We start from the raw sequence: 13,077 nt of genomic DNA on the forward strand, positions 1-13,077 counted from the left end.
GCTCTCATTGATTTAACCTATCGTTATTCAAATTTCTTATTAAACCTAGATTTGTGACACAAATTAACTTATTTATTAACAACTTTAGATTGATAAAGGTAAGCCTTTGCTATATAAAACTTTAAGATTTTAATCAAGGAGGTTGAAAGTGACTGATTCTGTCAAATCAGAAAAAAACTACGCTGTAGCAGTTATCCTCTCCGGTATTTTCGGAGTGCTAGGAATTCATCATTTTTACTGCGGCCGTATTAGCCATGGTGTATTTGATTTATCTTTAGCCATTGTAGGGCTAACACTCATGCAGTTTGAAGACGTCACCCTCGCGCTACTTGGTTTAGGTCTCATCGTTATCGATGTTATTCACACTATAGTGGTCACTTTTATGCTTCTAGTTGGAAGCTATAGGGACGGGAAAGGTAAGTTGATTACCTATCCAGGACAAAAATTATAATTAAGGGATTTATTTATGTCAGAAGTACAAACAGCAACTGCAGATGTCCAAGTAAGCGACAAAGGATTCGTACCAACGCTACTATTATGTTTTTTCCTAGGTATGTTCGGTGCGCACCGTTTTTATGCAGGTAAAATTGGTACTGGTATCCTAATGCTATTAACTTTAGGTGGTTTTGGTATTTGGACACTAATCGACTTTATTATCATAGCCGTTGGTAGTTTTAAAGATTCTGAAGGCAAGTTTATCAAAGCAAGTTAATTGATGACTAAATTAATAGTGGGCTAAAAAAGTTAACCCGCTTAGTTTTAAAGCCGTATCAATTCATTTTGATATGGCTTTTTTATTACAAGCGATTAAAAGGTAAAATCAATGCCGAAGTAAATTTGCTCAGCATCATTAACTGATAACGCAGCACTGTTATATTCCATCGAAGAAGTGACATTATGCCTTAAATAACGAAAACCTATCTCAGATGTAAAATCATGTCCCAAATCAAATAGAAAACCCACTTGTCCGCCATAAACATAGCTGCTGCCAGAGTCTTGATAACTTCGATCTAAATCGGTTAATTGAATTTCATTACCGCTAAACCCTGCAGAAGCACCAATAAACCATTTTATATCATGTACATCATCAACCGAAAACAGTCGGTCATAGGAGACTAATAGTCCTTCATGCTGAGTCATATCATCAGAATTATAGGAATAAGCACCGTATAAACGGTTACTTGGGTTTAACGTTATCGCTGTTCTATATTGATAATTAATGCCACTTTCTTGAGTATCAGAAAGCCCCACAGAAGAAGCGCTATAATCGGCATAACCCACAACGCCGCCCACAATGGCCTCAGCACCATGACCAACACTGGGCAGCAAGCAAATAAAAGTCACCTTGAGTATTAACGCCAATTTGCTGTTATAAGCACGAGTCATTATTCCTCCACAAAGTTAGTGACCATCATTAATTTATACGCCCTAGCGCTGAGCAAAAAACGAACTAAGATCAAACTTTGATGATTAAAACGCGCTTAAAATACAGCTTTAATACAAAATTGTGAGCCGGTTACAATTTAATCGACAATTAATCAAACATTAATCTTGCCAACATAAGCCCTAAACGCAAAAAAGCCGCTTAAAGGCGGCTTTTAACATCCTAAACAAGGCTGATTTTAGCGATATTAGTTAGCGATTTTTAAATCCGCTTTATCGGTAATTATGTTCATATCAAAATCAAACTCATCAACTCGGATCGCACGTTCACGCTTTAAGTTGTAATCTTGCAGCTGCTTATGCTCATCGGCTGTAATAACCTTAGCTTCAAGCGCGGCATCCAGTGTTAACGAGAAACGAACCCCAGCTTTAAATACACGCTGTTTAAGGGCCTTTTTCACTTTAGCTAGCATAGGTAAACATGCCATTTTAGCTAAGTAAGCTTGCTCATTAATGTAGTTACCATCACCAGCAACAGGCTTAATTAAATGAGTTAACTGCTTTTTAAACTCAGTATCAAGCTGGGCTTGATGGGCAAGCTCTCTGACCAAATCATCATTCACTTTTGGCATTTTAGCTGAGTAAGTCATGGTGATTAAACGCATGAACTGGCGAGTCGGCTTAGATGGGAAGTTCTCTAGGAAGCCTAGTAGTGCTTCTTCAGCTTTACATAGCGCCCAACGAGTCGCGTAATCAAAGTATGGCTTAGCTTGCGTGCGCTCATCTGCTGACACTTTTTGCTCGTAAAAACGAATCGATGCCATCGCCGCATAAAGGTAACTCATTACATCACCTAGACGTGCTGAGATCATTTCAGCCTGTTTAAGCTTGCCGCCTAATACAAGCAACGAGAAGTCAGCATAAACAGCCAGTTTAGATGCAAGCTTGTGTACTGATTTTTCGTAACCAATAACTTCAGGCAATGCAGATGAAGCAGGAGCAGTAAATGGCAATACGCCTAATTTGAATGCGCGTAAACTATTACCAACACTGTAACCTACGGTTTGTCTGAAAAAACGGTTAAAGGTTTTATCAGCATCACTTGCATCACTATGAATTGATTCAACCATACTTTGTAAGTGAGGATGACAACGCATCACCCCTTGACCAAAAATCATCAAGTTACGGGTTAGAATGTTGGCACCTTCAACGGTAATTGCAATAGGTTGCGCCACATAACCTGATGCTAAGGTATTTTGTGGTCCACGTTGAATCGCTTTACCAGCTTGAATATCCATAGCAGAATCAAGAACATCACGTCCAAGCTCTGTCATGTGATACTTTGCAATAGCTGTTACTACAGAAGGTTTTAAGCCTAAACCTAATCCTTCAGTGGTTAGCACTCGCATCGCCTCTTGCAAGTAAGTTTTACCGGCAATATCTGCAAGCTTTTCTTGAATACCTTCAAACTTACCAATTGATAAACCAAACTGTTCACGCACAGCGGCATATTCAGCAGAAGACTTAAATGAACATTGGCTAACTGAAACACCTAAAGCCGGCAGCGAAATACCACGGCCAGCACCTAAACAGCTAACCAGCATTTGCCAGCCGCGACCTATGTTGCTTTGACCACCAATAATAAAGTCCATTGGAATAAACACATTCTCACCACGGGTAGTACCGTTATAAAAACGACAGCCCATAGGATCATGACGGTTACCTAATTGCACACCAGGGTGCGCCTTAGGAATAAGCGCACAAGTAATACCAAGCTGCTCTTTGCCGCCTAATAAACCTTGTGGATCTTCAACTTTAAACGCTAAACCGAGTACCGTAGCGATTGGCGCTAAGGTGATATAACGCTTATCCCAAGTTACTGATAAACCCAGTACTTGCTCGCCTTGATACTCACCCATGGTGACGGTACCAATATCAGGAATACCACCAGCATCAGAACCCGCTTCAGGGCTTGTTAACGCAAAACATGGAATTTCTTGGCCGTTAGCTAAACGAGGCAACCAAAAGTCACGTTGGCTATCTAAACCGTAGTGCATTAATAACTCGCCAGGACCTAAAGAGTTAGGCACCATGACCGTAACAGCAACCGCAGAACTTTTAGCAGCAATGGTCGCTACGATAGTTGAGTTAGCATAAGGGCTAAACTCAAGTCCACCGTAAGACTTAGGAATAATTAAAGAGAAGAATTTGTTCTCTTTTAAGTAAGTAAGAATATTGTCTGGTAAGTGTTTACCATTTTGAATCTCAAAATCATCAACCATTTCGATTAATGTTTGCACCGGGCCATCGAGGAAAGCTTGCTCATCAGCTGACAGCGTTGCCCCAGGAATGTCACGTAAGGCGGCAAAATCAGGAATGCCCTGATAAATAGACCCTTCTAACCAAACATCTCCGGCATCTAACGCTTCTTGTTCTGTCGTCGAAATACTTGGCAATACTTTTTTAAATGTTGTTCTTAAGCTCATAGTTTTACACTCATCAGACCAGACTAATAGTGTGCATTACGTCACAAAAATTAAATTAGATCAAACATTCTAATTAAAAATAAACCCAATAATTACAACAACAAAGTAACATTTAAAAAATAATACCAGCATTTCATAAACTTACACGTGTGCGCTGAAGCAAAAAATTTTTAAAAAATTTATACGCTCGTTTGAATTTTTAAAGTCGAGAATGCTATTTAAGCAAATTTTCAAAGCTACTCGACACAAATCATTAGTCAAACTCATGGGAAAAAATGCTACTTTAAGTGAATGGAATTAAAAAGGGGCCGAAATGATGTGTGGCAGAATTGAAATGCTATTTGATGGCATGAAGCAAACACTTGATGACTTGTTTGATATGCCACTGTCGATACAAACAAACCTTGATTTACGCCCAACAGATACTGTTACCTGCATCACTCGTACTTGCCCTGAAACAACCCCATCAATAAATGCCGCAGACCCTAGTAGCACTGCAATTGCAACAATAAGTCACTCGGCAAATATTCCGCCTTTAACTGTCATAAATAGCCTTTGGGGGATAAAACCTAATTGGTCTAAAAAAATCATTATTAATGCCCAAGGAGAAACCGCGGCCGACAAAGCAACCTTTGCCAATGCCTTTAAACAGCAGCGCTGTATCATCCCTTGTAGTGCTTGGTTTGAGTGGCGCGATGAACGCCAGACTAAAAAACAAAAGTATCGCTTCAGTCACGCAGCTAATAAGCCATTGTTTATGGCTGGCATACTGTACCCTGAAGAAAATCAACTGGTTACACTTACCATTAACCCTAATGATAAATGCGCTCAGTATCACCACCGCATGCCATTGTTTATTCCGTCTACCGAGATTAACAACTGGCTTTATCATGATGTTTCGCAGCTCCAGCCATTACTTAATCCACTACCAGATAAATGGATTAAGATCTGTCGCGCCTAAATGATTAAGCCGCTTTCTCCAAAAATTTCCCCCTGTTAATTCTGAACTCGGATAGGGTTAACACATTTTAATTTTCTAGAATTTTATTAAGCAGATCACAACCTTGAGAATTAACTAAGCTAGAAAATGCAAAACTGTACCTTTAAGGGCAATTTTAAGTTTCAATTAACATAAATCGATAAGATAGTCTTCGAGTAAGGCAGTTTAGGCTGTATTACAAAGACTAATTTAAAAAATGTGCTATCCAATTTTCAGTGTTCTTAGTTTTAAAGTAACGGATTTATTTTCATTAAGATATTGGTTCATTGAGTATGCGCAGTTTGTTAAGGCCAACTTAGGTTCTTAGCATGGGCGATTAAGCCCCTTAACTGATGATGGAGTTACTATGAAATATTTATCTATGATTGCTGCACTTATGTTTGCAGGTTCTGCTTTTGCTGTTGATTGTGTTGATTGTCACAATGCTATCAATGTTGAAGAGCATGCTGAAATGGAAGCAAACATCGAAACTTGTAATGATTGTCACAGCCTAACTGACGCTCACGAGTTAGATACTGATCTACATACACCAGATCTTACTATTACTGAATGTGCTGATTGCCACACAGTAAAATAAGCTCCTTAACCTTGATGTAGCTTGACCATAATCCAGATTTGGCCAAACTAGTTAATCAAGTGTAAGCGCTCTATAAAGAGCAATAAAAACCAGTTGCCTTGCAACTGGTTTTTTTGTGCCTGTCATTAACCAAAAATAACTGATAGTTACTCAGCTAACAGCTTGTTAATCGCTTTTAGACTGACATTAACATCTTTATAATCCAATGGAACACAATAGCTTTGCTGATCAATCGCCAATACCAGTGACGGAAAACCCTCAATAGGTAAAGACTGAGCAACATTAAGCTCTGACAGTAATTGCTGCTGCGTGGCACTGGAGGTTAATTTCGCCCTAAAGTCTGCTTCATCAATACCCAGTTGGCTTGCGAATGCAATGAGTGTGCTGTCATCTGAGGGGTTTTGCGCCTGCAAATAATAGCCTTGTTGAATGGCAAACAGCATTTGCTGCTCTAAACCATAGTGCCTTGCCACAAGGCAAGCCCGACAGGCGGGATAAGTCGAACGCCTTGGCTTGCATTGACGCCAAAAATCAAAATTAAATTGGGTTCCTAGCTGCGTCGCTATTTTTTGCCAGGTGTTAGCTAAAAATTGCTGCATTTCTAGTGGCATTGGCACATCGGAGTCTGGGGCTAAGCCGCCTAACAGGTATGTCAGTTGCACCTGAGGCAACTGCAGCTTGATTTGCTCAGCTAATGCCAGCCAAGTGGGGCGATATCCCCAGCACCAGCTGCACATAGGGTCGTAAACGTAAAACAATTGCACTTGCTTACGGGCTAATGGCTGATCCACTAACGGGCTGCTGAGTCGTTGAGACATGTATCACTCATCTGTTTTAAAGGGACTAAGCTAGCTGTTATACCATCAATTCAACTAAAAATCAGAGTCAAACTCGGGCGATTAAATTCGATTCAAATTTTGCCATTAAACAAGGTATAATCTGGCCATTATTGATTGGAGAGTCCCCATGGCCAGAACCGCTGCAGCACTGCACATATTAGTTAAACACAAAACCCAAGCAGAAGACTTAATCAAGCAACTTGATAATGGCGCTAAATTTGATGTGCTAGCAAGAAAACACTCATCGTGCCCTTCAGGAAAAAGTGGCGGTAACTTAGGTGAATTTAAAAAAGGTCAAATGGTGCCACAATTCGATAGAGTCTGTTTTACTGGTGAGCTTATTACCCCCCATTTAGTTAAAACCAAGTTCGGTTGGCATGTGATAAAAATTTTGTACCGCACCTAAGGAGTCACCTTAGTTTATTGCGTTTTCGGCGCACATTTAACTCACCATACCCAAGCCTAACATCATTGTTTCTTGAGTATTAATCGAGAGCAATCATGTCCAAAGTGTTTATCATTGGTTTGCCCAGAACTGGCACCACCAGCGTGAGTGCTGCCTTACTTGAACAGGGATTAAAAGTCGCCCATATCGGTTTAACCAAACGCGCTTTTGAAGTGGCCGATGTGGTTTCAGATGTGCCCTGTTTTTGTGATTACCCACAGTTAGATCAGTTATTTCCCGATGCCAAATTTGTCTACATCGACCGACCTATCGACACTTGGGTTGCGTCAATACAAATGCTGCTCACAAAAATGAGGCCAAACCTTGCCGATAAAACCGGCACCTTCCATCCGATCCTTAAGCGCTGTTTCAAACAAACTTTTGGCCCGTTAGACGCTGATAATCTGCTAGATGAAGCGCGTTTAAAAGCTTGCTACCTTGCGCATCAACAAGCTGTTTACCATTACTTTAAGCATCGAGATGACTTTCTATCGATAAAACTTAGCGATAACAATAGCCTGCAAACTTTACTCAACTTCATTGGTATACATGACAGCCCCACTGCTGAGTTTCCACAGCTTAATGTTGGCACCCATGTGGCAAGCTGGGGCGAATATAAGCACCCTAATAAAGTGAACACCAACTTAGCAGGCCCTGAACATCGCAAGTTTTTTGATTATCAAATTCCTAAAAGTTAGTTATGCCTAAGTTGTAACTCAGGCGAGCTTTGCTATAACTTAATGGAACGATTAAGCATTGTTTTGAACAAATAGTCACTGCTCGCTCAGCATCATTCAATGCCAATAGTGACCATACCCACTTCTAGCCATAATGAGAACACCATGAAATTACATCCACTTATCATCGGACTCCTCGTCGTCATCACCAGCCCTGCAAGCTTTGCCGCTAGCGTATTAGATATTCCTAGTAGTGTTGATGTATTGCTATTGAATGGCCAACAATTGGATACTGATGAAGTGACTTTGGTTGAAGGTGACAATCAGCTGCTATTTCGCTATCAGGTTAATTACCGTGATAGCGGCATGCAAACGCAATTTAAATCTGAAGCGGTGATCGTAAAGTTTAGCGCCAGTAATGATACCTATCGCCTTAAACTGCCAAGCATACGCAATCGAAATGCCGCCAATAGCTTTAATAAATCGCCCCAATTAACCCTTACCAATAGCCAAGGTCTACCTGTGGAGTTTATACAAGATTTACTCCTAAAAGATGGGCTGCAATTAGGCCGCGATTTTGAGCTTGAGCTCAGCCAGTACAACCTTAGCAATAAACCTGCCGCCATGAGCTTTACGCCGCTAAGTGTCGATAACGCCAATCTCGCGACTAAGCCAGCGTTAACTGCTGCACCAACAATAACCTCGACAGCAACGATAACTCCTGCGTCAACGACCACAGCAGCACCTGCCACTGTCGCGGCTGCGCCAGCATTAACTCCGACAGCGATTACACCTAAGACAATTGCTCAAGATCAGGCAGAAATCACTGAAATGCTCGATTATTGGTACAGTAAAGCCAATCAAGAAACTCGCGCTAAATTTAAAGCCAAAATTAATCAGCAATGATTAACTAACCCTAATTTATAAACGCTATTTTATAACGTTAAGTTATTTTGCTATAAGCAACAAAATGCTGTTAACAAACTAGTAACCTTGGTTATCATAGACTCGAATATTCTTTAGGGTCATAACCATGTCTATTAGCTTTACCAAGGTGTTGCAATCTAACGTCACCAAATACACGCTCACCAGCCTAGTCGTACTGATCATGCTGGTGTTATTAGCCATTTATAGTGTATTGCGCCTAAGTATGCCCAGCTTAAATACAAGCTTTAATAGCCAAGATATAACAGCGCCTGTCACCATTGAACGTGATGAACTCGGCACGGCGATTATCAGCGCCAGCAACCGCCTTGATGCCTCTTATGCCCTTGGCTATGCCCACAGCCAAGACCGCTTTTTTCAAATGGACTTATTACGACGCAATGCCGCAGGTGAACTAGCTGAAATATTTGGTGAAAAGGCACTTGAGCGCGATAAAAACCGCCGCTTTCATCAGCTACGCAAACGGGCACAAATGATATTTGATGGCTTAACCACAAAAGAAAAGCAAACCCTTAGGGTTTACACTAAAGGGGTAAATGCCGCACTGAAGGCGCAAACTCTGTCCTCATTTGAATACCTACTCACCCAATCAAGTCCTCAACCATGGCATGAAACCGACAGCTTATTGGTCATATTTAGTATGTATCTTGATTTACAAGGCAATACCATTAAGCGAGATATGGCCTTAACCCAAATAAAACAGACCTTTGGCCCCGATATGCTGGCATTTTTAACCCAAACAAGCCACCATCAGGCAGCTCTTGATGATAGCCAAATCCCCTACTTTGACGGCGATATCCCAACACTTGAGCCCCAGCTTTTGGCTCAAGCAAACAGCAGCACAATCACCGCCCCATTAGAGGTCGGCAGCAATAACTGGGCAGTGACCGGAGAGCTTACCAAGTCTGGCCGGGCAATGTTATCTGATGATATGCACTTATCGTTTGCCGTACCTATTATCTGGTATCGAGCGCAATTAAATTACCCCAGCATTAGCGATGCTAAAACCAATAATGTCCCAAATAATACCAATCCATCGGCGCAAATAACTGGCGTCTCATTACCCGGCGCGCCAGCCATTGTTGTGGGCTCTAATGGCAAGCTCGCTTGGGGATTTACCAACAGTTATGTGGACACCGCTGACTGGGTTGAAATTGACGCCAACACTGAAATAGCGCTTGAATATGAGCCGATTAAACTGCCCAGCTCAGAAGTGATGCATACAGTACAAGTCAGTGAATATGGCCCGGTAAAAACCGTTAATGATAAAAACTACGCACTATCATGGGTCGCCCATCAAGACTATGCGGTTAATATGGGCTTAATTGAACTAGAGCAAACAACCACAGTCGATCAAGCCATGGCATTAGCCAGCAGTATCGGTATTCCAGCACAAAATATGTTGTTAGCAGACAGCCAAGGTAACGCGGGCTGGAAGATAGCTGGCGCGCTACCAAGTCGTAGTAATCCTGCCAATGTCGCTCAAACAGCAACTGAAGTGCAAACCCAAGCTTGGCAGCAACCCCAACCCAATGTCCCAAGTGTCATTAACCCACTCAGCCATCGTATTTGGACCGCTAATTCACGGGTGCTCTCCACCCAAGATTTAGCCCAATTCGGTGATGGCGGCTATGCTCTTGGGGCCCGCGCTACGCAAATTCGGGACAGATTACATGAGCAAGAGCAATTTACTGAAACTGATTTTTTTAATTTGCAGCTAGATAATCAAGCACGATTTTTACAGCCTTGGCAGCAATACCTACTTAATCTGCTAAGCCAACAACCCAAACGGTTCGCTGAAGATGTTAAGTTCATCAATCAATGGGGCGATTGTGCCTGTGCAGACTCGGTGGGCTATAGCTTAGTAAAACATTTTCGCGCCGCCATGATAGATCAAAGCTTTGCGCCGATTGAAACTAATCTAACAAGCCAAGGCAGCAGCTTAGCTGTGATTAAGCGCTATTTAGAAACGCCTATGTGGCAACTGATCAATCAGCAGCCTAAAAGCTGGCTACCTAAGCAATTCCAAAGTTGGGATGAATTTGCCATCAGCGCCTACAAACAGGCTAAAACCGCCTTACTTAAACAGCACAGTCAAGATAATCAGCTAGCTGATTTACGCTGGGGTGAGGTAAATAAGCTCGACATTAAGCACCCATTTTCAGAACAGATGCCCTTACTGAGCCATTGGTTAGATATGCCTGCTGCACAAGGTTATGGCGACAGCTTTATGCCAGCGGTGCAAGGTGCCTCATTTGGCGCCTCACAGCGATTTATTGTACAACCGGGCAATGAGCAAGATGCCATCATGAGCATTCCTGGTGGGCAATCTGGCCACCCGTTATCGCCTTATTATCGTAGTGGCTATCAGCAATATGTTAATAATCAAGCTACGCCATTATTGCCACAAACTATTGAGCACACATTAACCATTAAGCCGCGCTAAACTTGCGCGGATTTTGCCCTTCGGGGTTGGTAAAAGTGTAAATAGCACGCGGCCACATACACCACTACCACGGTGGCTATCGATAATTCTATAATAGCCAGTAACCGCACTTGCTGAATGTATTGCTCAGCCATATTAATGCTTTGCATCCAGCTGATCATTTTAAATAATGCTGTCGCGCCTATGACCATAGGGAAAGTAAACGCGGCATAGCCAGGGCTAAAAGGGAGGGTTAGTAACTTAAAGAAGGCTAAATAAATAATACTGGTCATCAGCACTGCAATGCCAAATAGTAAGGCAATGATAATGGGTGATGGCGTAGCCGTTACCGTTAAATAACCCGCTAGTGATAAGCTTGCTGGCGCCGCTAAAATTGCCATGGTCGGTTTAGCCGCATCAGGCACTTCATGGGTAAATATCAAACGATAAATCATCACCGGCAGCATCAAGGCATAGGCAAGCATGCCAAATACCAAGGCGATATGGGCGATTAATGTCAATTGCGGGTTACCAGAAAAAGACACATCGGCCACGATAATCCCCACCGGCGGCACAAACCAACTTGGCACCATATGATGTAGCTCAAATGCTTTAGCGCGGTGATATAAAAAGCTAATCAAAAATACGATATGAAGCCCTACTGCAAATAACCATAAAGCATCACCGACTTGAGGGTAAAAATGCCCAACTGAGTTAGATACTACCATGGTGGCCATGGCAAAGGTCGGTACTACACTGCCAACCACAGGGTGCGCTAAATCTGCCTTTAAGGTATGAGACAGCAATAAAAACTTCAGCGTTAACACCAGTAATAATAGGCTCGCAATAGCAGCGCTGCCCCATTGACCATAACCCTGAAAATCGGCGAGATTCTCCCAGCACCAACCTAAGCTAGCAATCGCCAATGCTAAGCCTGCCATAGGGGTTGGAGCGGTCATTAATTTAGCTTTAGCGATGTTTATCATGGTGGCCTCAACTTAACTCTCGGATAAACCCCTTTGTTAGCAATCAAAGAGATTGCAATAAAAGAGTTTCAACTTTTTAGCTTGAGTTGATATTACTCTTGCTGATTGTTCAGATATATCCAATTATTTAAAACATGCGTTAAGTTTAATTGAACGTATAATTAGGCCATCAACAAAACAACTGACAATAAAAGCAAACTGGCGTTAAACCTAAGTCAGCGCTAATGATAACCATGAAAAGCGGGGATGATAACACCATGGCGATACTGATATCTTTGCGGCAGCTCAATGTATTTAACGCTATTACTCAGCACAACACCTTAACTGCAGCAGCTGAAAAACTATACTTATCAAAAGCGGCGGTAAGCATGGCGCTAGCAGAGCTTGAAAAACACTTAGGACAGCCACTATTTGATCGCGTAAATAATCGACTTATCCTTAATCAAGAAGGTCAAAAACTGCTGCCTTTGGCCGATGAATTACTGGATCGCGCCCAGCAAATCAATACCCTCTTTGATGATGAGCACGCCAATAGCGGTAAACTCAGGCTTGGTAGTAGTGACACCATAGGCAACCATGTTAGCCCTTATTTACTGAGCCAGTTTCGCCAGCAACAGCAACACTTCAGCCAAAGTTTATTCATTTCAAACTCCGCTACTATTTGCCAAAAACTGCTTGATTTTGAACTAGATGTCGCCTTAATTGAACGAGATAATTACCACCCTGATCTCCTCTCTGTGCCCTTCAGTGCCGATAACATGTGTGTTATTAGTGCTTCTGAGCACCCTCTAGCTAAGCTTGAAAAGGTAACTATTAACGATTTAGACAATCATGATTGGGTGTTAAGAGAGCCAGGTTCCGGATCGCGAGAATGCTTTATCAATACGCTGGCACCACAACTTAAACACTGGCAACTGGCCTTTGAGCTTAATACCACAGAGGCGTTAATTAGCAGTGTCTCAGCAGGGCTGGGCTTAGGTTGCTTATCCACCTTAGCCGCGCAATATGCTATAGAAAGTGGTCGAGTTAGTTTACTCAAACAACCAATTGAAATGCCGCGCAGCTTTTGGCTGCTGGTACATAAAGACAAATACCAAAGCCCACTACTCAAAAGATTTATGACGTTTTGTTTGCAATGGCAATCAAGTGTTCAGCTTTGATATCAATAAGGTATTGCAGCGGCAGTAATGCCGCCCATTTGTTTCTGATTGCTAGTACATAAAGACAAATACCAAAGCCCACTACTCAAACGCTTTATGAGGTTTTGTTTGCAATGGCAATCAAGTGTTCAGCTTTGATATCAATAAGGTATTG

General features: G+C 42.0%; 13 protein-coding genes. 9 read left to right on the forward strand and 4 right to left on the reverse strand.

Features of this window, described 5'->3' with window-relative positions:
* Window positions 1–148: 148 nt before the first annotated feature.
* Complete coding sequence (locus BCU91_RS18060; protein WP_157936144.1) at window positions 149–451, forward strand: NINE protein; 303 nt, start codon at window positions 149–151, stop codon at window positions 449–451.
* 15 nt (window positions 452–466) lie between these two features.
* The gene (locus BCU91_RS18065) at window positions 467–712 is read left to right on the forward strand and encodes a TM2 domain-containing protein (protein WP_102477078.1); all 246 of its coding nucleotides are present in this window, start codon (window positions 467–469) and stop codon (window positions 710–712) included.
* Window positions 713–807: 95 nt separating this feature from the next.
* Here the strand turns inward: BCU91_RS18065 and BCU91_RS18070 are convergent, their stop codons facing one another.
* Entirely contained in the window at window positions 808–1,386 is a 579-nt protein-coding gene (locus BCU91_RS18070) for a hypothetical protein (protein WP_102477077.1), read from the reverse strand.
* Window positions 1,387–1,631: 245 nt separating this feature from the next.
* The gene (locus BCU91_RS18075; RefSeq protein WP_102532066.1) at window positions 1,632–3,869 is read right to left on the reverse strand and encodes an acyl-CoA dehydrogenase; all 2,238 of its coding nucleotides are present in this window, start codon (window positions 3,867–3,869) and stop codon (window positions 1,632–1,634) included.
* 313 nt (window positions 3,870–4,182) lie between these two features.
* Between BCU91_RS18075 and BCU91_RS18080 the strand changes: the two genes are divergently transcribed.
* Window positions 4,183–4,830, forward strand: a complete 648-nt coding sequence (locus BCU91_RS18080; RefSeq protein ID WP_102439021.1) for an SOS response-associated peptidase family protein — start codon at window positions 4,183–4,185, stop codon at window positions 4,828–4,830.
* Between the two features lie 385 nt (window positions 4,831–5,215).
* On the forward strand, window positions 5,216–5,446 hold the full coding sequence (locus BCU91_RS18085) for a cytochrome c3 family protein (protein ID WP_102439023.1): 231 nt from the start codon (window positions 5,216–5,218) through the stop codon (window positions 5,444–5,446).
* Window positions 5,447–5,592: 146 nt separating this feature from the next.
* Here the strand turns inward: BCU91_RS18085 and BCU91_RS18090 are convergent, their stop codons facing one another.
* Window positions 5,593–6,264, reverse strand: a complete 672-nt coding sequence (locus BCU91_RS18090; RefSeq protein ID WP_102532067.1) for a DsbA family protein — start codon at window positions 6,262–6,264, stop codon at window positions 5,593–5,595.
* Window positions 6,265–6,412: 148 nt separating this feature from the next.
* Here BCU91_RS18090 and BCU91_RS18095 point away from each other — a divergent pair, with 148 nt between their 5' ends.
* From BCU91_RS18095 to BCU91_RS18110, 4 genes are all read left to right on the forward strand, one after another.
* The gene (locus BCU91_RS18095) at window positions 6,413–6,691 is read left to right on the forward strand and encodes a peptidylprolyl isomerase (protein WP_102439027.1); all 279 of its coding nucleotides are present in this window, start codon (window positions 6,413–6,415) and stop codon (window positions 6,689–6,691) included.
* Window positions 6,692–6,786: 95 nt separating this feature from the next.
* Window positions 6,787–7,428 carry a sulfotransferase family protein gene (locus BCU91_RS18100; RefSeq protein ID WP_102439029.1) on the forward strand — a complete coding sequence of 214 codons (642 nt, stop codon included), beginning with the start codon at window positions 6,787–6,789 and terminating at the stop codon, window positions 7,426–7,428.
* A gap of 144 nt (window positions 7,429–7,572) precedes the next feature.
* Window positions 7,573–8,313 carry a DUF2057 domain-containing protein gene (locus BCU91_RS18105; protein WP_157936299.1) on the forward strand — a complete coding sequence of 247 codons (741 nt, stop codon included), beginning with the start codon at window positions 7,573–7,575 and terminating at the stop codon, window positions 8,311–8,313.
* A gap of 127 nt (window positions 8,314–8,440) precedes the next feature.
* Complete coding sequence (locus BCU91_RS18110) at window positions 8,441–10,798, forward strand: penicillin acylase family protein (protein WP_102532069.1); 2,358 nt, start codon at window positions 8,441–8,443, stop codon at window positions 10,796–10,798.
* On the opposite strand, the gene BCU91_RS18115 is transcribed toward BCU91_RS18110, so the two are convergent.
* Complete coding sequence (locus BCU91_RS18115) at window positions 10,795–11,763, reverse strand: TDT family transporter (RefSeq protein WP_102532070.1); 969 nt, start codon at window positions 11,761–11,763, stop codon at window positions 10,795–10,797. The genes BCU91_RS18110 and BCU91_RS18115 overlap by 4 nt on opposite strands.
* A 263-nt stretch (window positions 11,764–12,026) precedes the next feature.
* Here BCU91_RS18115 and BCU91_RS18120 point away from each other — a divergent pair, with 263 nt between their 5' ends.
* On the forward strand, window positions 12,027–12,923 hold the full coding sequence (locus BCU91_RS18120) for a LysR substrate-binding domain-containing protein (protein WP_198589366.1): 897 nt from the start codon (window positions 12,027–12,029) through the stop codon (window positions 12,921–12,923).
* The last annotated feature ends 154 nt before the right edge of the window (window positions 12,924–13,077 follow it).

This window comes from Shewanella sp. 10N.286.52.B9, assembly GCF_002873635.1.
GTDB lineage: Bacteria > Pseudomonadota > Gammaproteobacteria > Enterobacterales > Shewanellaceae > Shewanella.